The sequence below is a fragment of the Variovorax sp. J22R115 genome (genome assembly GCF_030317005.1).
Taxonomy (GTDB): domain Bacteria; phylum Pseudomonadota; class Gammaproteobacteria; order Burkholderiales; family Burkholderiaceae_C; genus Variovorax.
The window spans coordinates 255,304-273,380 of sequence record NZ_JASZYM010000013.1 but is presented as its reverse complement, the minus strand read 5'-3'; the positions used below and the strand labels follow the sequence as shown (position 1 = coordinate 273,380).

The following is an 18,077-nucleotide window of genomic DNA, read 5'->3' as shown; positions in this document are numbered from 1 at the left end:
TCACCCGCACTCGAGCTTGAAGATGAAATCGCCGCGCGAGTTCAGGCGGCAACGGGTTGAGCAGACACGCCGCGCTCAACTTGAACAACCGGCGCTACATTGCGTATAGGCCGTGTCCTGAGATACGGGGGCAAGATCAAGACTTCCCTAGCCGAACACTTCAGGATTAAATGGCCCTCCTTCATCCAGAGGGGATCGCTCCATGAACATCCGATATTGCAGCGCCGCATTGGCCCTCGGTCTCGCGACCTTGGCAGCCCATGCCCAAGGCTTCCGTGTGACCAGTCCCGACCTGCACGACAGCCGCCCCATCGACAACAAGTTCGTCTTCAAGGGCTTCGGCTGCACCGGCGACAACATCTCCCCAACCCTGCGTTGGAGCAACGCACCGCCCGGCACGAAGAGCTTCGCCCTGATGGTCCACGACCCCGACGCCCCCACCGGCGGCGCCGGCTTCTGGCACTGGATCGTCGTCGACATCCCGGCCACGACGACCTCGCTCGAACAGGGCGCAGGCACGGCCGATGGCGCCAAGCTCCCGGCAGGCGCGCGCCAGATCAACACCGACTTCGGCGCGCCAGGCTGGGGTGGCCCATGCCCGCCCGCCGGTGACAAGCCGCACCGCTACCACGCCACGCTCTACGCCCTCAAGGTCGAGAAGCTGGAGTTGCCGCCGAACGCGACCGCCTCGCTGGTGGGCTTCATGGTCAACGCCAATGCGATCGGCAAGTCCACCACGACCGGGACCTACGGAAGAAAGAAATAGCAGAGCCACCCGCAGGGAGCGACCGGGGACAATGGCGAATCCAATCTGCCGCAAGCCATGTCCAGTCCACTTCCTACGCTTTCCCTCCTTGAAACCCGAGTGCTCGGCGTCCTTGCCGAGAAGCAGCGCACGGTGCCCGACAGCTACCCGCTGACGCTCAACGCCATCGTCTCGGGGTGCAACCAGAAGACGAGCCGCAATCCGATCCTCGAAGTGTCTGATGCCGAGGCGCAGGCCGCCATCGACAGTCTCAAGGGCTACAGCCTAGTGTCGGAGACCAGTGGTGGGCGGGCGTTTCGGTACGCGCACAACATCGACGGCGTGCTGCGGATCCCCTCGCAGTCGATCATCCTGCTCACGGTGCTGATGCTGCGTGGCCCGCAGACGGCGGGCGAGCTTCGCATCGCTTCCGACCGCATGCACAACTTCGCCGACATCTCCTCGGTCGAGGCTTTCCTTGACGAGCTGGCGAATCGGCCGGCGGGCGCGCTGGTGGTCAAGCTGCCCCGGTTGCCTGGCTCGCGCGAAAGCCGTTGGGCCCACTTGCTGAGCGGAACGCCGGCCGAGGATGCGTCCGTCGCGACTCTGCAGGCCAACGGTGACGTGTCGCTGGGCGAACTCGCAGCGCTCAAGGCCAACGTGGCGCGGCTCGAAACGGAGGTCGCGAGCCTGAAGGCGCTGGTCCACCGAATGGCTTCAGAGTTGGGCATCGCGGCCGATCAATAGCGCACGAAAGCCCTGTCGGGTGTTGTGTATTGCCTGCATTTGGACGTGATGCAGGGCGCTGGCACCGGCCATCCATCCGCCGCCCTATATACTCCGCGCCGCTTGCAGCTTGTATCCAATCGCTGCGCCGCCATCGGCAACATGGCGAAACTATCCTAAGGAAATTCACTTGAACCGTATCGAACTGGTCGAAAAGATCGCCACCGCTCACAACGTCAGCAAGGCAGAAGCCGCTCGCATCCTCGAAACCGTGACCGGCTCCATCATCGCTGCCGTCAAGAAGGGCGACCCCGTCCAACTCATCGGCTTCGGAACCTTCAAGCAAGTGGCTCGCGCTGCTCGCACGGGCTTCAACCCCCAAGCCGGCGCCAAGATCAAGATCGCCGCGCAGAAGGTGCCGAAGTTCGTGGCAGGCGCAGCCTTCAAGGCCGCCATCGACCCCAAGGCAGCCAAGCGCAAGGCCGAGAAGGCAGCGGCCAAGCCCGTCGCCAAGAAGGCTGCAGCACCTGCCAAGAAGGCCGCTGCACCCGCAAAGAAGGCAGCCAAGAAGTAAGCTGCTGCAGCTCCAGGGCTGCTTCAATGAACAACGGCCCTTCGGGGCCGTTTTCTTTTGGGGGGCTGAGAACGCTCAACGGTCGCTGCGGCGCAGCAGCCGCAAGCCGTTGCCGACGACCAGCAGGCTGGCCCCCATGTCCGCGAACACGGCCATCCACATCGTCGCGACGCCGAATACGGCCAGCACGAAGAACACGGCCTTGATGGCGAGTGCCAGGCCGATGTTCTGCCAGAGTACCGCGTGCGTGCGACGCGACAGCCGGATCGTCTCCGCGATGCGGCCGAGGTTGTCGTTCATGATCACGACGTCAGCCGCTTCCATGGCCGTGTCGGACCCCGCGGCGCCCATGGCGAAGCCGATGTCGGCCTGCGCCAGCGCAGGAGCATCGTTGATGCCGTCCCCGGTCATCGCGGTGGCGCCATAGCGCTGGCGCATTTCCTTGATCGCGGTGAGCTTGTCTTCCGGCAGCAGCCCGCCGCGTGCGTCGCCGATGCCGGCCTCGCGCGCGACCGCCTGTGCGGTGGCGTCGTTGTCGCCGGTCAGCATCACGGACGCCACGCCGAGGCGCTGGAGTTCGGCAATCGCTTCGATGGAACTGGGCTTGATGGTGTCCGCCACCGCGAAGAGGCCCTGTACGCCGCTGTCGTTCGCGAGAAGGGTCACGGTGCGGCCCTGCGATTCATGCGCGGCGAGTTCGACTTCGAGACGGGGTTCGGCCTGTTCGCGCTCCCGGATGAGGCGATGGTTCCCGAGCACAAAGCGCTGCCCGCCGATCAAGCCCTCGACCCCGCGCCCGGGCAGCGCCTTGAAATCATCGACGTCGATTGCCTCGTTCTCCAGGCCCGATGCGATCGCCTGGGAGACCGGGTGATCGGATCGTGCGGCGAGGCCTCTGGCAAGACGTCGAACCTCTGCCTCGCCGGCTCCGCCCCACGGCTGGAACGCCACCAGCCTGGGCTTGCCTTCGGTGATGGTGCCGGTCTTGTCCAGCGCGACGGCCTTGAGCAGGCGTGCGTCTTCGAGATAGGTGCCACCCTTGATCAGGATGCCGCGCCGCGCAGCCGAGGCGAGGCCGCTCACGACCGTCACCGGTGTCGAGATGACCAACGCGCAAGGGCACGCGATCACCAGAAGCACCAGTGCCTTGTAGATCGCCGCGAGCCATGGCCAGCCCAGGAACAGCGGCGGCAGCACCGCCACGCCTACGGCCACCGCAAACACTGCCGGCGTGTAGACCGCTGCAAATCGATCGACGAAGCGCTGCGTGGGTGCACGCGTGCCTTGCGCTTCCTCTACCGCGTGGATGATGCGCGCCAGTGTCGTGTCATTGGCAACGGCAGTGACGCGAAACTCGATCTCTCCGATGGTGTTGATCGTGCCCGCGAACACGGTGTCGCCCGGACCCTTGTCGACGGGGATGCTCTCCCCGGTCACTGGCGCTTCGTTGAGGGTGCTGTTGCCCTTCGTGATGATCCCGTCCAGCGCCACCCGCTCGCCGGGCTTGATTCGCGTGATTGCGTCCAGAGCGATCCCCGTGGCCTGGACGCGGGCCCAACTGCCATCGGCCTGCATTACTTCCGCATCGGCCGGCGCAAGGTCGATGAGACCCTTGATTGCATTGCGTGCGCGATCGACCGCCCGAGCCTCGATCAGTTCGGCGATCGCATAGAGCGCCATCACCATGGCCGCTTCGGGCCACTGGCCGATCAGGAAGGCGCCGCTGACGGCCACCGACATGAGTGCGTTGATGTTGAGCCGGGCGTGCCGCAGGGCCATCAGACCCTTCGTGTAGGTTTCGAGGCCGGCGAGACCGATGGCGGCAGCTGCGACCCCCATCCCCGCGGCCTTCCACGCCAGGGTGTCCGGCTCGAAGAAGGAAACGCCTTCGGCCACGATGGCCAGTCCCAGTGCCGTCGCCAGACGTCCATAGCCGCTGCCGGACCCATGCTCGTGCCCGTGACCGTCGTCGGCGCTCGCAAGGCTTGTCGCCGAGATCGCCTCAGGCGCGAAGCCTGCCTTTCGAATGGCCTCCAGGGCTCGCGGGATGGCATCGGCAGAGCCGTCGATCCTCAGCGATCGTTGCCCCAACTGGAAGTGCAGTCCGCGGATGCCCGCGATCGGTTCGACCGCGCGCCGGATTTCCGACTCCTCGGCGCTGCAATCCATCGTTGCAATGCGAAAGGTGTTCGCCGCCACCGGGCCGACCGGCATCGGCTGCGCGGCATGGTCGGCCGCGCAGCAGGCTGAATGGACGGCATGCGGGCTCGCGTCGGATCCATGCAGTGCGACGATGGGCGTCTCGGGGGTGCTTCTTGCCATGGACCCATTGGAAACCCTGAAGTGACTACAAGGTCAAGCGCAAGCGGAACCACGCTTGATGCAAGGCACACCGTGTGGCAATCTGCAGCGCCGTCGACCTTCACCGCCCGCCTGGCCGGGACTCGACGCCAGGAGCTCCGAATGCCAACCATCACGATGATCGTCAATGGCGTGTCGAGGAATGTCGACGCCTGGGACCTCGACATGCCCTTGCTCTACGCGCTGCGCAACGACCTGGGCCTGCACGCGGCCAAGTTCGGCTGCGGCCTCGGGCAATGTGGTGCGTGCACTGTGCTGATCGACGGGGCGCCGGTGCGCTCGTGCACCCTTCGCGTCGGCGAGGCGAGCGGGCGGCGCGTCGTCACGGCCGAAGGGCTCGGCACCCCCGACAAGCCGCATCCGGTGCAGGCAGCTTTCATCGCGGAGCAGGCCGCGCAATGCGGCTACTGCACCAACGGCATGGTGATGGGTTCGGTGGCGCTGCTCCAGCGCGTGCCGAAACCCAGCCGTGAAGAGGTGCAAAAGGCACTCGCCGGCAACCTGTGCCGATGTGGCTCGCACGATCGCGTTCTGCGCGCGGTGGAACGCGCCGCCGGCGTCAGGAGGGCCTGACCGTGACGACACATCAACTTGAAGAAGCCTCCGCCGGCAAGCTGACCCGGCGTGCCCTGCTCGAAGCCGGTGCGCTGGTTGTCGGCTTCAGCTTGTTCCCGGACAAGTCTGCGCTGGCACAAGCCGCGGGGCCATCCGCTGCGGCTCAGCGCCCGCTGGCGCTCGATCAGGTCGACTCTTTCCTGGCCGTCCGCGGCGACGGTTCGGTGATCGTCTATTCCGGCAAGGTCGACCTGGGCACCGGCCACCGCATCGCCATGCGCCAGATGGTGGGCGAGGAACTCGGCGTGCCGGTCGAGCGCATCGACCTGATCGAAGGCGACACGGCGCTGACGCCCAACCAGGGCCCGACGGCCGGCAGCAGTGGGGTGATGCGGGGCGGCGTCGAGTTGAGGCAGGCCGCCGCGACGGCACGCGAGGCCCTGGTCGCAATGGCCGCGCAGCGCCTGCAAGTGCCTGCCGACCAGCTCAAGCTGGCCGATGGCGCGGTGCGTGCTCCGGACGGCCGCAGCGTCGCCGTCCCGGTCCTCGTGGGCGGCCGCAGCTTCGACGTCAAGATGAACCCCAAGGCGCCGCTCAAGCGCCCGGCGGACTATGTGCTGGTCGGCCGTCCCTTGCCGCGCCCCGACGTGCCCGACAAGGTGACAGGACGCCACGTCTACGTGCACGACCTTGTGGTGCCCGGCATGCTGCACGGCCGCGTGGTGCGGCCGCCGTCCGTCGGTTCGCGGGTGCTCGCGGTCGACGAGTCGTCCGTCGCGCGCTTGCCGGGCGTGCGCGTGGTGCGCATGGCCGATTTCGTCGGCGTGGTGAGTCCCGACGAATGGGCTGCAGTGCGGGCGGCGCGTGAACTCAAGGTCCAGTGGAGTGACAGCGCGCAGTTGATCGGCCACGAGGCCCTTGCCGATTGGGCGCGCGGCGGGCCCTTCGTCGCCGAGGAAGTCATCACGGCCAAGGGCGACGCGCAGCGCGTCGCCGCACTGCGCGATGCGTCCGACGTGCTTCGGGCGACCTATTCGTGGCCCATCCAGTCGCACGGCTCCATCGGTCCGTCGTGCGCCGTGGCCGACGTGCGGTCCGATGGCGGCACGGTGTGGACGGCGTCGCAGGCGAGCCACCGCTTCCTGAACGTCTTCGCGGCGATGGTCGACCTGCCGCGCGACAAGCTGCGTGTCATCTACCTCGACGGCGCCGGCTGCTACGGCATGAACGGGCACGACGACGCGGCCGCCGATGCGGTGCTGTTGTCCAAGGCGGTCGGCAAGCCGGTGCGCGTGCAGTGGAGCCGCGAGGACGAACTGGGCTGGGACCCGAAGGGCCCGCCTCAGCTGCTCGAGATCAAGGCCACTCAGATGCCGGACGGGCGCATCGATGCCTGGGAAACCGACATGTGGGTGCCGCGCGCCACGGCCAACCTGGAGTGGATTCCGCTGCTGTCGCCGCTCGCGGCGGGCATGCGGCAGCCGGTGGGGCAGGCGACGGGGCTGGTGTCGCAAAACGGCGATCCACCGTACGCCGCGAATGCGGTGAAGGTGTCAGCGCACTGGCTGGGCCCGGCGCCCCTGCGGCCATCGAACATTCGCGCCCCTGGCAAGGTCGCGAACTGCTTTGCGGTGGAAAGCTTCGTCGATGAACTTGCCGCCAAGGCGCAAGTCGACCCGGTGGCCTTCCGGCTGCGCGACATGTCGAATCCGCGAGGCGCCGAAGTGATCCGGCGCATGGCGCAGATGGTCGGATGGCAGTCGAGGCCCTCACCGGCTGCGGCCAAGGGCACGCTCGCGGTGGGGCGCGGCATGGCCTACATCCACTACAAGAACAACGAGACCTTCGTCGCCATGGCGATGGAGGTGGAGGTTGACCGCGCGACCGGCGAGATCGCCGTGCGCCGCGTCTGCTGCGCGCACGACTGCGGGCTGATGATCAACCCCGATGCCGTGCGCGCGCAGGTCGAGGGCAACATCCTGCAGACGCTCTCGCGCACCTTGTACGAGGAGACCACCTTCGACCGCTCGCGCGTCACGAGCGTCGACTGGGCGAGCTATCCGCTGCTGCGCTTCCCCGCGGTCCCGCGCCTGGAGATTGCGCTGATCGATCGCCGCGACGAGCCGCCATTGGGTGCGGGCGAAGCCGCGTCCAGCCCGGTGCCGGCGGCACTGGCCAATGCGGTGTTCGATGCGACGGGGGTGCGGCTGCGCAGCGTGCCGTTCACGAGCAGCAAGCTGAAGGCGTTGATGGCCTGAGCGGGCGCGCTAGAAGTCGTTGCTGTGGAGGCAAATCGCGACGTTCGGGTTCTCGCGATAGCGCTCGGTGGCAATGGCGTCGATCGAATCGGCGTTCCGTGCGTACGCTTGCACCAATTCGGAATCCCCACCTTCGGGCGCATGGAAGCGGGCGTGCAGCGCTTCCTCGTCGATGCGGGCGATGATCCGGGCGCCGTCGTACCCGTCGGGATAGATGGCGAACTGGACGCTGCCAGTCGCGGGAAGGAAGATTGCCTCTGAAGCCATGATCGTTACAAGAGCTGTTCACTTCGTTGTGGGCAGTGTCTCGCTTCCTTGTTAACTAAAGTATCCGCCCGACGATGTATGCCTGCCAGCAAGATGTGGACCATTTCACGCTTCGGGTAACAATTCGATGCGACCCCGATCAAGGAGGCCAGCGAACTTCTTGACCCGAGGGTTCAGGCGGCGGCGAGCATGCCGCGCTCTTCGATGAAGGACACCACCTCCGCGAGGCCAGCGCGCGTCTTGAGATTGGTCATCACGAAAGGCCGTTGCTTGCGCATGCGCTTCGTGTCCGCCTCCATCACGCCCAGGTCGGCGCCGACGTAGGGCGCCAGGTCGGTCTTGTTGATCACGAACAGGTCGCTCTTCGTGATGCCGGGGCCACCCTTGCGGGGGATCTTCTCGCCGGCTGCGACGTCGATCACGTAGATCGTGAGGTCCGACAACTCGGGGCTGAAGGTGGCCGCGAGGTTGTCGCCGCCGGACTCGACGAACACCACGTCGGCATCCGGGAACTGGACCAGCATGCGGTCGATCGCCTCCAGGTTGATCGATGCGTCCTCGCGGATCGCGGTGTGCGGGCAGCCGCCCGTTTCCACGCCCATGATGCGCTCGGCCGGCAAGGCGCCGGCCACCGTCAGCAGGCGCTGGTCTTCCTTGGTGTAGATGTCGTTGGTGATGGCGACGAGGTCGTACTTGTCGCGCATCGTCTTGCAGAGCATCTCCAGCAGCGTAGTCTTGCCGGAGCCGACGGGGCCGCCGATGCCCACGCGAAGCGGCGGCAGTTTCTTGGTGCGGTGAGCGATGTGGTGGAGGGCGGAGGACATAGGTGCTGACGTGCTTTAGCTTCGGAAGAGACGCGAGTACTGGGTTTCGTGCCGGGCGGAGAGCACCGCGAGCATGGGTGAAAAAGCCTGCCGGCGATCATCCGTGAGTGTGATCGCAAGATCGACCGCCGTGGGAATTTCCGCGGCCAGTCGGCCCAGCATGCGCTGGCCCGCGCTCTGGCCCAGCGGCACGGCCTTGACCGCGGCGCCAATCATGTTTTCGGCCCAGCCGAAAGCAAAGGCGAGGCAGGCATCGCGCAATGCTGCCTCGGTGCGGCTCGCCGCGAAGGCGAAGGCGATCGGGTAGCTCGCGGGCAGGTCTTCGAACACCGTTGCCGCATCGTCGTGATGCAGCTTGAGCCATTCGACGAAGGAGCGGCCCATCTGCTCGGTCTGCAACAGGAACTCGGCGGATTCGCGGGTCTGGAAGACCCAGGCATTGAGCGCGCTGACGCGTGGCATGTCGCCGCTGCGCCAGGCAGGGATGGCTTGCGCCAGGACGGCGAGGTCGGTGCGCGCAAGGCTCAGGTGAAGCTGGTCGACGAGCCAGTCGGAAGCGGCCCGCTCGGTGCCGAGCCCGGCCCATTCGATGCCGGCCTCCAACCCTTCGGAATAGGAGAAGCCGCCCACCGGCAGCGCGGGTGACGCGAGCCAGATCAGTTGCAGGAAGCTCGCTGCGGACAGGGCGGCCGGCGCGTCATCCATCAATGCGAATGGCCGTGCGAGTGGTCATGGTCGTGATCGTGATCGTGATCGTGATCGTGATCGTGATCGCCAGGGGTGTGCGAGCCGGCATAGGCGTCCGGATGCAGCACCGGCCCTACCGGCCCCGCGCCGTGCGAATGCCCATGTCCACCACCATGCGCGCCATAGGCCCCGCCTTCGGGCTCGAAGGCTTCATCGGCCTCGCGCACGATCAGGTGCATCGATCGCAGCATGCCGGCCAGCACGTGGTCGGGTTCGATCTTCAGGTGGTCGGGTTTGAGTTCGATCGGCACGTGCCGGTTGCCGAGGTGATAGGCCGCGCGCATCAGGTCGAAGGGCGTGCCGTGTTCGCTGCAGTGCGTGATGACCAGCACCGGTTGGCGCGCGGCGATCACCTTGACCAGCGAGCCGTCCTCGGCGACCAGCACGTCGCCGCCACGCACGGCCGTGCCGCGCGGCAAGAACACGCCGATCCGGCGCCCCTGCGAATCGGTGGTGTCGAAGCGGCTCTTCTGGCGGACGTCCCAGTCGAGTTCGACAGTGGCGGCGCGCTTGAGCAGGACGGGCGCGAGGCCGCCGCCCTGGGGCATGAGTTTGTTGGCGGTGAGCATGGGAGGCAGGTTGTTCGAATGAATGCGGATTGTCGATCCGCGCGCATCTTCGAACCTAGAACAGGAAATACCGCTGCGTCATCGGCAGCGAGATTGCCGGATCGCAGGTCAGCAGTTGCCCGTCGGCGCGCACCGCATAGGTCTGCGCATCGATCTCCATCTTCGGTGTGAACGCGTTGTGCACCATGTGCTGCTTCCTGACGCTCCGGATGTTCTTCACCGCACTCAGGTTTTTGACAAGCCCGTAGCGCCGGCCGATGTCCGCCGCAAGCCCGGCTTGCGAAACGAAAGTCAGCGAACTCCTTGCCAGCGAGCCGCCGAAGGCACCGAACATGGGCCGGTAATGCACCGGCTGCGGCGTCGGGATCGATGCGTTCGGGTCACCCATCGCGGCCATCGCGATGCTGCCGCCCTTGATGATCGTGAATGGCTTGACGCCGAAGAAGGCTGGCTTCCACACCACCAGATCGGCCCACTTGCCGACCTCGATGCTGCCCACTTCGTGCGCGATGCCGTGCGAGATCGCGGGGTTGATCGTGTACTTGGCGACGTAGCGCTTGGCGCGGAAGTTGTCGTTGCGTGACTCGTCTTCCGGAAGCTTGCCTCGCTGCGCCTTCATCTTGTGGGCGGTCTGCCAGCAGCGGATGATCACTTCGCCTACACGGCCCATGGCCTGACTGTCGGAACTGAACATGCTGATGGCGCCCATGTCGTGCAGGATGTCCTCGGCCGCGATCGTTTCCTTGCGAATCCGGCTTTCGGCAAAGGCGAGGTCCTCGGGAATTCCGGCGTCGAGGTGATGGCACACCATCAGCATGTCGACGTGCTCGTCGAGCGTGTTCACCGTGTAGGGCATCGTCGGATTGGTCGACGAAGGCAGGAAGTTCGCCTCGCCCACCACGCACAGGATGTCCGGTGCGTGGCCGCCGCCCGCGCCTTCCGTATGAAACGCGCAAATCCCGCGGCCGCCGACCGCGGCGATGGTGTTCTCGACGAAGCCCGATTCGTTGAGCGTGTCGCTGTGGATGGCGACCTGAGTGTCGGTCGCGTCGGCCACGTCCAGGCAGTTGCTGATGGCAGCCGGCGTGGTGCCCCAGTCCTCGTGGAGCTTGAGGCCGATCACGCCCGCATCGATCTGCTCGTGCAGCGCGGCCGGCAGGCTGGCATTGCCCTTGCCGAGAAAGCCGAGGTTCATCGGGAAGGCGTCGGCCGCCTGCAGCATGCGCTCGATGTGCCACGGCCCCGGCGTCGCGGTCGTGGCGAAGGTGCCGGTGGCGGGTCCGGTCCCGCCGCCGAGCATGGTGGTCACGCCCGAGGCCAGCGCCTCCTCGATCTGCTGCGGGCAGATGAAGTGGATGTGGCTGTCGATGCCGCCCGCGGTGACGATGTTGCCTTCGCAACTGATCACCTCGGTGCCCGGACCGATGACGATGTCCACGCCCGATTGCACGTCGGGGTTGCCGGCCTTGCCGATCGCGACGATGCGTCCGTCCTTGAGGCCGATGTCGGCCTTCACGATGCCCCAGTGGTCGAGGATCAGTGCATTCGTCATCACCGTGTCCACGGTGCCTTCGGCGCGCGTGCGCTGGCCCTGTGCCATGCCGTCGCGGATGGTCTTGCCGCCGCCGAATTTCACTTCTTCGCCGTAGCCGCCGGCATGCAGCGTGTAGTCCTCCTCGACTTCGATCACCAGGTCGGTGTCGGCGAGCCGGATGCGGTCACCCAAGGTGGGGCCGAAGATTTCCGCGTAGGCGCGGCGGCCGATCGTTGCCATTCAGAGTTTTCCTTGTACGAGGCCGCGAAAGCCGTAGACCACGCGGTCGCCGGCGAAGTCCACGAGTTCGACCGTCCGTTGCTGGCCGGGCTCGAAGCGCACGGCGGTGCCCGATGCGATGTTCAGGCGCATGCCGCGCGCGGCCTCGCGGTCGAAGCCCAGCGCGCCGTTGGTCTCCGCGAAGTGATAGTGCGAGCCGACCTGGATCGGCCGGTCGGCTGTGTTCTGCACCACCAGCGTCAGCGTGCGGCGTCCGGGGTTGAGGATGTGCTCGCCCTCGTCGGTGATGAGTTCGCCGGGGATCATCGGCGCTGCCTCAGGCCAGGCCGCCGAGGAGGGCGACGCCGAACATCGCCACGGCGGCGCCGGCAAGGCGCGGCAGCCAGCGATGGCTCTGGCGCAGCGACCAACCGACCGCGATGCCTGCCCCGTGCAGCGCCACGGTGGCGGCGAGCATGCCCGCGAGCGTCATCGCGGCCGCAGATTCACCGGCCAGCTCCTGGCCGTGCGCGATGCCGTGGAACACGGCGAAGACGCCGACCAGCGCTGCGGCGGCCAAGGCCGGCAGACGGCGTTGCGTGACCACCAGCAGCCCCAGCACCAGCAGCGAGGCGGCAATCATCGGCTCGACCGCAGGCAGTTGCACGTCGCCCAGGCCCGCCACCGCGCCGGCCAGCAGCATCACGGAAAAGCCCAGAGGCGCCCACAGGAGATCGGGCCAGGCGCGGCGCGCCGTGAGCGCGCTCCACAGGCCCACGGCCACCATCGCGGCCAGGTGGTCTGCACCGGTCAGGGGGTGAAAGAAACCGGCGACGAAGCCGTGGTGGTGTCCGCCGTCGACGCCGGGGTGCGCGCTGGCAACCAGCGGCAGCGCTGCAAGCAAGGCAAGTGCAGAACGATAAAAACGCATGGCAGATCCTCGGTTGTTATTCAGTTTCAGGAGAGCGACACGAAGTGCGCGAGCCTGGGGGTGAGTCATACGATCGGTTGGTGCACGGTCACCAGCTTGGTGCCGTCCGGGAATGTGGCTTCCACCTGGATGTCCGGGATCATCTCCGGAATGCCGTCCATCACGTCCGCGCGCGTGAGCACGTTGCGGCCTTCGCTCATGAGTGCGGCGACGCTCTTGCCGTCGCGCGCGCCCTCCATCACGGCCGCCGAAATCAGCGCGATGGCTTCCGGGTAGTTGAGTTTCAGGCCGCGGGCGCGGCGCCGTTCGGCCAGCAGCGCCGCCGTGAAGATCAGCAGCTTGTCTTTTTCGCGCGGTGTCAGTTCCATGCCCAAGTCTTTGCAACAGTCATGCCTTCTGTTGCGCACCCCTCCAAGCCGGTTCCGTGGCGGCTCTCGAACGGGCATGACTGTTGCACGCATCCCTATGTGCACTCCACCGCCGTTCCCCCCGCTCCGAGCGACGAAGCGCCGCAGCGCATCGTCAAGGTCCGGCGCGACTACAACAGCTGGGTCGCCAGCGAAACGCTGGAGGACTATGCGCTGCGCTACACGCCGCAGCGCTTCCGGCGCATGTCGGAATGGCGCGTCGCGAACACGGCCTTCGGCGGTGCGGCCTCGTTCCTGATCCTGGAGGCGGTCGGCGCCACCCTTCTGGTGCAGTACGGCTTCGTCAATGCCTTCTGGGCCATCCTGGTCACGGGGCTCATCATCTTTCTGGCCGGCCTGCCGATCAGCGTCTACGCGGCGCGCTATGGCGTCGACATGGACCTGCTCACGCGCGGCGCCGGCTTCGGCTACATCGGCTCGACGCTGACCTCACTGATCTACGCGTCGTTCACCTTCATCTTCTTCGCGCTCGAAGCAGCGGTGATGGCCTATGCGCTGGAACTGGCGCTGGGCATCCCCCCGGTCTGGGGCTACCTGGTGTGCGCGCTGGTCGTGATCCCGCTCGTTACGCACGGGATCTCGGCGATCAGCCGGCTGCAGGTCTGGACGCAGCCGATCTGGTTGCTGATGCTGGTCGTGCCCTTCGGCTACGTCCTCGCGCGCGATCCTGGTGCGTTCTCGGGCATCTCGCACTATGTCGGTGTCAAGTCGTCTTCGATCGGTTTTGATCTGCACCTTTTTGGTGCTGCTCTCACGGTCGGCATCGCGCTGATCACGCAGATGGGCGAGCAGGCCGACTACCTGCGCTTCATGCCGGCGCGCACTGCAGCCAATCGGGGGCGCTGGTGGGCGGCGGTGCTCGCGGGCGGGCCGGGCTGGGTGGTGCTCGGCGTGCTCAAGATGCTGGGCGGCGCACTGCTGGCCTACCTGGCGATCAGTCACATGGTGCCGCCCGAGCGCGCCGTCGATCCGAACCAGATGTACCTCGCCGCGTACGAGTACGTCTTTCCCAACTACGGCTGGGCGGTCGCGGCGACGGCGGTGTTCGTCGTCATCTCGCAGCTCAAGATCAACGTCACCAACGCCTATGCGGGCTCGCTGGCGTGGAGCAACTTCTTCTCGCGCGTGACGCACAGCCACCCGGGGCGCGTCGTGTGGGTGGTATTCAACGCGCTCATCGCCTTCATGCTGATGGAGATGAACGTGTTCGAGGCCCTGGGCGACGTGCTCGGCCTCTACGCCAACATCGCCATCGCCTGGATGATGGCGGTCGTGGCCGACCTGGTCATCAACAAGCCGCTGGGTCTCTCCCCGCCGGGCATCGAGTTCAAGCGAGCGCATTTGTGGGACATCAATCCGGTCGGCGTCGGCGCCATGGCGCTGGCGTCCGTGCTGTCGATCACCGCGCACCTCGGCGTGTTCGGGCCGCTGGCGCAGGCCTTCTCGGCGCTGATCGCGCTGGGCACGGCCTTCGTCACGGCGCCGCTTATCGCCTGGGCCACGCGCGGCAAGTACTACATCGCGCGTGTCTCCGACGAACGCGGTGCCGCTCCGTTCGCGCCGGCCGCGCGGCGCTCTGCAGTGCGCTGGGCGCGCGTCGAATCCGATGCGGGCAGCTACCGCCGGCTCAGCACACAGCGCTGCGCCATCTGCGAACGCGAGTACGAGGGGCCGGACATGGCGCACTGCCCGGCCTATCAGGGGCCGATCTGCTCGCTGTGCTGCACGCTCGATGCGCGCTGCGGCGATCTGTGCAAGCCGCAGGCGAGCCTGTCCGCGCAATGGTCGGGCGCCTTGCGCTGGCTGCTGCCGCGCCGCGTGTGGCCGTACCTCGACACGGGCCTCGGCCACTTCCTGCTGCTGATGCTGATCGTCGTGCCGCTGCTGGCCGCCGTCTTCGGCGTGCTCTATCAGCAGGAACTGCGCGCGCTCGGCGAAACCGCCCTGACCGAGAGCGCGCTGGCCGACCTGCGGCCCGTTTCGCTGCGCTCGGGCTTCCTCAAGGCCTACATGGCGCTGCTGGTGATCGCGGGCATCGTCGCCTGGTGGCTGGTGCTTGCGCATCAGAGCCGCAAGGTCGCGCAGGAGGAATCGAACCGCCAGACCCATCTGCTGGTGCGCGAGATCGAACTGCACCGCGAGACCGACCGCGCACTGCAGGCCGCCAAGCAGACCGCCGACCAGGCGCGCGAACAGGCAGACCAGGCCAACCAGGCCAAGAGCCGCTACATCAGCGCCATCAGCCATGAATTGCGCACGCCACTCAACAGCATCCTGGGCTATGCGCAACTGATGGGCGAGGACGCCGCCGTGCCGCCGCATCGCCGGCAAGCGGTCGCGGTCATCAAGCGAGGCGGCGAGCACCTGTTGTCGCTGATCGAAGGCACGCTCGACATCGCCCACATCGAAGCCGGCAAGCTCAGGCTGAATGCGAAGCCGATGCAGTTCGCCGAACTCATGAGCGAGCTCGCCGACATGTTCGAACTGCAGGCCGAGGACAAGGGCCTGGCCTTCCGCTTCGAGCCCACCGGCGCCTTGCCGGAACTGGTGCGTGCCGACGAGAAGCGTGTGCGGCAGATCCTCATCAACCTGCTGGGCAATGCGATCAAGTTCACCGCCGTGGGACAGGTCACGCTGCGCCTGAGGTATGCACGCGAGTTCGCCGCGATCGAGATCGAGGACACCGGACCGGGCATGTCGGTCGAGGAACTGGGCCGCATCTTCGAGCCCTTCGCGCGTGGAGCGATCGCCGGCCCTGCAGCGCCCGGCGCCGGCCTCGGACTCACGATCGCGAAGATGCTCATCGATCTGATGGGCGGCGAGATGACCGTGCAGAGCACGCCCGGCGCAGGCTCGGTGTTTCGCCTGCGCCTGTTCCTGCCTCACGTGCACGAAGTGCAAGCTGCAAGCGTGCGGAGGGTGGCGGCGCCCGTGGTGCGTGTGCGGCGGGGCTACGAAGGCCCGCGCCGGCGGCTGCTGGTGGTCGACAACGAGGAGGCCGATCGCGAACTGCTCTCGCACGTGCTCTCGCCGCTGGGATTCGAACTGCGCACGGCGGCGAGCGGCCACGATGCGCTCGACCTGATCGCGGCCGGCTGGCGGCCCGATGCGATGTTCGTCGACCTGGCAATGCCGGGCATCGACGGGTGGGAGACGATCCGTCGTTCGCGCGCGCTCGGCCTCGCGAACGCCGCGGTCGCGATCGTGTCGGCCAATGCCTTCGACAAGCGCCTGGACAACGACGTCGGTATCGCGCCAGAGGACTTCTTCGTCAAGCCGGTGCGCCACAGCGAACTGCTCGACTGGCTGGAACGCCGGCTCGAACTGCGCTGGAACGACCAGGCCGCGGAGCCGCCTGCGTCCGCACCAGCCACTGCCGTGGTGCCTTCTGCCGAGCGCCTGCGCGCGCTCGAAGAGGTAGTAGGCCTCGGTTACTTTCGAGGGATCATGAACCAGCTCGATGACATCGATTCGGCACAGCCTGAATGCGCCGCATGGACAGCGGCACAACGCGCTCTGGCGCGTCAATTTCAGTTTGAGGCGATGAGTCGCGTCCTGACTGCGGCGGTGGGCACATCTTGAGCACGGCCACGCCACTCGTCAGCGCGCTGCGCGGCAGCGCGGGCAACAGCGACCTGGTTCTCATCGTCGACGACGTGCCGGACAACCTCGCCGTGCTGCACGACGCGCTCGACGAGTCCGGCTACACCGTGCTCGTCGCCACCAGCGGCGAGCAGGCCTTGCAGCGCGCCGCGCAGGCGCGGCCCGACATCGTGCTGCTCGACGCGATGATGCCCGGCATCGACGGCTTCGAAGTCGCGCGCCGCCTCAAGGCCGACGCCGCGACGGCGCACATCCCGATCGTCTTCATGACCGGGCTCACCGAGACCGAGCACCTGGTCGCCGCGCTCGAAGCGGGCGGCGTCGACTACGTCACCAAGCCGATCAAGCCCAAGGAAGTCCTGGCGCGCATGAACGTGCATCTGCAAGGCGCCCGTCGCGCACGCCAGGAGGCGCAGCAGGCCGGCCAAGCGCGGAATGCACTCGATGCCTTCGGCTACGCGAGCTTCACAGTGCGCATGCCCGAGGGCAAACTCATCTGGCAGACCGTGCTGGCGCGCGACCTGTTGCTGCGCTACTGCGGCACCAGCGCGCCGGTGACACCGCCCGTCGTGCTCGACTGGCTGCGTCGCCATCTGCCCGATGCGCAGCAGCGCCAGATCGAACCGCCCGTGCTGACGATCGAGCAGGGCGCGACGGGCCTCAATGTGCGCCTGCACCAGCAGACCGGCCACGACGACGATGGCGACGACTGGCTGATCATCATGCGCGAGGTCTCCGACACCGCGGTCATCGAAGCCATGAGCCTGAGCCTGAAGCTCACCGCGCGCGAGGCCGAGGTGCTCTACTGGGTCGTCAAGGGCAAAACCAACAAGGACATCGGCGAAATCCTCGGCAGCAGTCCCGCGACCGCGAAGAAGCATCTGGAACGCGTGTACGTGAAGCTTGGCGTCGAGACACGCACGGCAGCGGCCGGCGTGGCGATGAAGCGAATCCGCGAATTGCAGCCGCAGTTCGAGATCTGAAGCCGTAGCCGATGGGGCGCGGCGGGCGCATGATGGCCGCGAAGCCGACATGCACGGCTTCTAGAATCGGCCGCCATGCACCGACACGTCGTCCTCATCCTGCTGTGGCTGTTCGCGGTCACCGCGCGGGCGGGCGGCCACTTCGATGTCGACGACGCCTTCACGCTGGACCCCGGCCAATGCCAGAACGAGACCTGGTACGGGCGCTTCGGGCCCGAGCCCGTCACGGACTTTCACCTGGGGCCCGCATGCCGGGTCGGACCCGTCGAACTGAGCTTCAATTTCGATCGCTATTCCGTGCCGGAGCTGTATGGCGTGGTGCTGGGGCCGCAGGTCAAGTGGACCTGGTTCGGCCAGGGCGCCGATGCGACGCTGGTCGCGGCGGTGTCCGCGGGCGTCGTTGCCGATGTCACGCACGGCGGCCACACGGGCGGACAGGTCCTGCTGCCCGTGAGCTGGCGCGCGCTCGACAGCCTGTGGATCAACGCCAATCTCGGGGCCGACTGGTCGACGGTGACCGGCGAACGCACAGGGCGCGGCGGGCTTCAGGGCGAATGGGCGCTGAATGACCGGGTGAGCCTGATGTTCGAGCGCTTCCGCGCCTTCGGTTTCTGGACGTCACGCGTGGGGGCGCGATTCAGCGTCACGCCGTTGATCAGTGTCGATGTGAGCGCCGCGCGCAGCAGCGTGGCGGGCAGCCCGAGGGTGTACGTGATCGGGCTCAACCACGAGTTCAAGGGATTCTGAAGCGCG

Annotated in this window: 17 protein-coding genes; 8 read left to right on the top strand and 9 right to left on the bottom strand. The window is 66.9% G+C overall.

The genetic code is table 11. The annotated features are described in order from the left end of the window. Positions 1–202 precede the first annotated feature (202 nt). The 3 genes from QTI04_RS23640 (at position 203) to QTI04_RS23630 (ending at position 2,045) form a co-directional block, all read left to right on the top strand. A complete protein-coding gene (locus QTI04_RS23640; RefSeq protein ID WP_286601375.1) occupies positions 203–766 on the top strand; it encodes a YbhB/YbcL family Raf kinase inhibitor-like protein in 564 nt (187 codons plus the stop codon). A 57-nt stretch (positions 767–823) separates the two neighbouring features. Next, entirely contained in the window at positions 824–1,492 is a 669-nt protein-coding gene (locus tag QTI04_RS23635) for a YceH family protein (protein WP_286601376.1), read from the top strand. A 169-nt stretch (positions 1,493–1,661) separates the two neighbouring features. Beyond that, positions 1,662–2,045 (top strand): HU family DNA-binding protein, encoded by a 384-nt coding sequence (locus QTI04_RS23630; RefSeq protein WP_286601377.1) that lies wholly within the window; start codon positions 1,662–1,664, stop codon positions 2,043–2,045. 75 nt (positions 2,046–2,120) lie between these two features. Here QTI04_RS23630 and QTI04_RS23625 read toward each other — a convergent pair whose 3' ends face one another. Further along, entirely contained in the window at positions 2,121–4,367 is a 2,247-nt protein-coding gene (locus QTI04_RS23625) for a cation-translocating P-type ATPase (RefSeq protein WP_286617756.1), read from the bottom strand. A gap of 141 nt (positions 4,368–4,508) precedes the next feature. Here QTI04_RS23625 and QTI04_RS23620 point away from each other — a divergent pair, with 141 nt between their 5' ends. Then, positions 4,509–4,979 carry a (2Fe-2S)-binding protein gene (locus QTI04_RS23620; RefSeq protein ID WP_286601381.1) on the top strand — a complete coding sequence of 157 codons (471 nt, stop codon included), beginning with the start codon at positions 4,509–4,511 and terminating at the stop codon, positions 4,977–4,979. A 2-nt stretch (positions 4,980–4,981) separates the two neighbouring features. Further along, positions 4,982–7,219, top strand: a complete 2,238-nt coding sequence (locus QTI04_RS23615; protein ID WP_286617755.1) for a molybdopterin cofactor-binding domain-containing protein — start codon at positions 4,982–4,984, stop codon at positions 7,217–7,219. A 9-nt stretch (positions 7,220–7,228) separates the two neighbouring features. On the opposite strand, the gene QTI04_RS23610 is transcribed toward QTI04_RS23615, so the two are convergent. From QTI04_RS23610 to QTI04_RS23575, 8 genes are all read right to left on the bottom strand, one after another. Further along, entirely contained in the window at positions 7,229–7,486 is a 258-nt protein-coding gene (locus QTI04_RS23610) for a hypothetical protein (protein WP_286601385.1), read from the bottom strand. A gap of 173 nt (positions 7,487–7,659) precedes the next feature. Continuing rightward, the gene (ureG, locus tag QTI04_RS23605) at positions 7,660–8,310 is read right to left on the bottom strand and encodes an urease accessory protein UreG (protein ID WP_286617754.1); all 651 of its coding nucleotides are present in this window, start codon (positions 8,308–8,310) and stop codon (positions 7,660–7,662) included. A gap of 15 nt (positions 8,311–8,325) precedes the next feature. After that, on the bottom strand, positions 8,326–9,015 hold the full coding sequence (locus QTI04_RS23600; RefSeq protein ID WP_286617753.1) for an urease accessory protein UreF: 690 nt from the start codon (positions 9,013–9,015) through the stop codon (positions 8,326–8,328). Then, a complete protein-coding gene (gene ureE, locus QTI04_RS23595) occupies positions 9,015–9,626 on the bottom strand; it encodes an urease accessory protein UreE (protein WP_286617752.1) in 612 nt (203 codons plus the stop codon). The genes QTI04_RS23600 and ureE overlap by 1 nt, the downstream gene beginning before the upstream one ends. A 55-nt stretch (positions 9,627–9,681) precedes the next feature. Further along, the gene (gene ureC, locus QTI04_RS23590) at positions 9,682–11,400 is read right to left on the bottom strand and encodes an urease subunit alpha (RefSeq protein ID WP_286617751.1); all 1,719 of its coding nucleotides are present in this window, start codon (positions 11,398–11,400) and stop codon (positions 9,682–9,684) included. Then, complete coding sequence (locus tag QTI04_RS23585) at positions 11,401–11,706, bottom strand: urease subunit beta (RefSeq protein ID WP_286602319.1); 306 nt, start codon at positions 11,704–11,706, stop codon at positions 11,401–11,403. Positions 11,707–11,716: 10 nt separating this feature from the next. Continuing rightward, entirely contained in the window at positions 11,717–12,310 is a 594-nt protein-coding gene (locus QTI04_RS23580) for a HupE/UreJ family protein (RefSeq protein ID WP_286617750.1), read from the bottom strand. A 65-nt stretch (positions 12,311–12,375) separates the two neighbouring features. Beyond that, positions 12,376–12,678, bottom strand: a complete 303-nt coding sequence (locus QTI04_RS23575; RefSeq protein WP_286602315.1) for an urease subunit gamma — start codon at positions 12,676–12,678, stop codon at positions 12,376–12,378. 99 nt (positions 12,679–12,777) lie between these two features. Here QTI04_RS23575 and QTI04_RS23570 point away from each other — a divergent pair, with 99 nt between their 5' ends. The 3 genes from QTI04_RS23570 to QTI04_RS23560 all read left to right on the top strand — a co-directional run bounded on the left by QTI04_RS23570 (position 12,778) and on the right by QTI04_RS23560 (position 18,071). Further along, the gene (locus QTI04_RS23570) at positions 12,778–16,320 is read left to right on the top strand and encodes an ATP-binding protein (RefSeq protein ID WP_286617749.1); all 3,543 of its coding nucleotides are present in this window, start codon (positions 12,778–12,780) and stop codon (positions 16,318–16,320) included. Further along, positions 16,317–17,324: a response regulator transcription factor gene (locus tag QTI04_RS23565; protein ID WP_286617748.1), complete on the top strand. Its 1,008-nt coding sequence runs from the start codon at positions 16,317–16,319 to the stop codon at positions 17,322–17,324. Before QTI04_RS23570 ends, QTI04_RS23565 begins: the two co-directional genes overlap by 4 nt. Positions 17,325–17,399: 75 nt before the next feature. Further along, positions 17,400–18,071 (top strand): hypothetical protein, encoded by a 672-nt coding sequence (locus QTI04_RS23560; RefSeq protein WP_286617747.1) that lies wholly within the window; start codon positions 17,400–17,402, stop codon positions 18,069–18,071. The last annotated feature ends 6 nt before the right edge of the window (positions 18,072–18,077 follow it).

Excerpts from the sequence above, each read along its gene's own strand:
- QTI04_RS23625 (WP_286617756.1), bottom strand. The coding sequence starts at position 4,367 with ATGGCAAGAAGCACCCCCGAGACGCCCATCGTCGCACTGCATGGATCC.
- QTI04_RS23580 (WP_286617750.1), bottom strand. The coding sequence starts at position 12,310 with ATGCGTTTTTATCGTTCTGCACTTGCCTTGCTTGCAGCGCTGCCGCTG.
- QTI04_RS23620 (WP_286601381.1), top strand. The coding sequence starts at position 4,509 with ATGCCAACCATCACGATGATCGTCAATGGCGTGTCGAGGAATGTCGAC.
- QTI04_RS23585 (WP_286602319.1), bottom strand. The coding sequence starts at position 11,706 with ATGATCCCCGGCGAACTCATCACCGACGAGGGCGAGCACATCCTCAAC.
- QTI04_RS23635 (WP_286601376.1), top strand. The coding sequence starts at position 824 with ATGTCCAGTCCACTTCCTACGCTTTCCCTCCTTGAAACCCGAGTGCTC.
- QTI04_RS23610 (WP_286601385.1), bottom strand. The coding sequence starts at position 7,486 with ATGGCTTCAGAGGCAATCTTCCTTCCCGCGACTGGCAGCGTCCAGTTC.
- ureC (WP_286617751.1), bottom strand. The coding sequence starts at position 11,400 with ATGGCAACGATCGGCCGCCGCGCCTACGCGGAAATCTTCGGCCCCACC.
- ureG (WP_286617754.1), bottom strand. The coding sequence starts at position 8,310 with ATGTCCTCCGCCCTCCACCACATCGCTCACCGCACCAAGAAACTGCCG.
- QTI04_RS23560 (WP_286617747.1), top strand. The coding sequence starts at position 17,400 with ATGCACCGACACGTCGTCCTCATCCTGCTGTGGCTGTTCGCGGTCACC.
- QTI04_RS23640 (WP_286601375.1), top strand. The coding sequence starts at position 203 with ATGAACATCCGATATTGCAGCGCCGCATTGGCCCTCGGTCTCGCGACC.
- ureE (WP_286617752.1), bottom strand. The coding sequence starts at position 9,626 with ATGCTCACCGCCAACAAACTCATGCCCCAGGGCGGCGGCCTCGCGCCC.
- QTI04_RS23600 (WP_286617753.1), bottom strand. The coding sequence starts at position 9,015 with ATGGATGACGCGCCGGCCGCCCTGTCCGCAGCGAGCTTCCTGCAACTG.
- QTI04_RS23575 (WP_286602315.1), bottom strand. The coding sequence starts at position 12,678 with ATGGAACTGACACCGCGCGAAAAAGACAAGCTGCTGATCTTCACGGCG.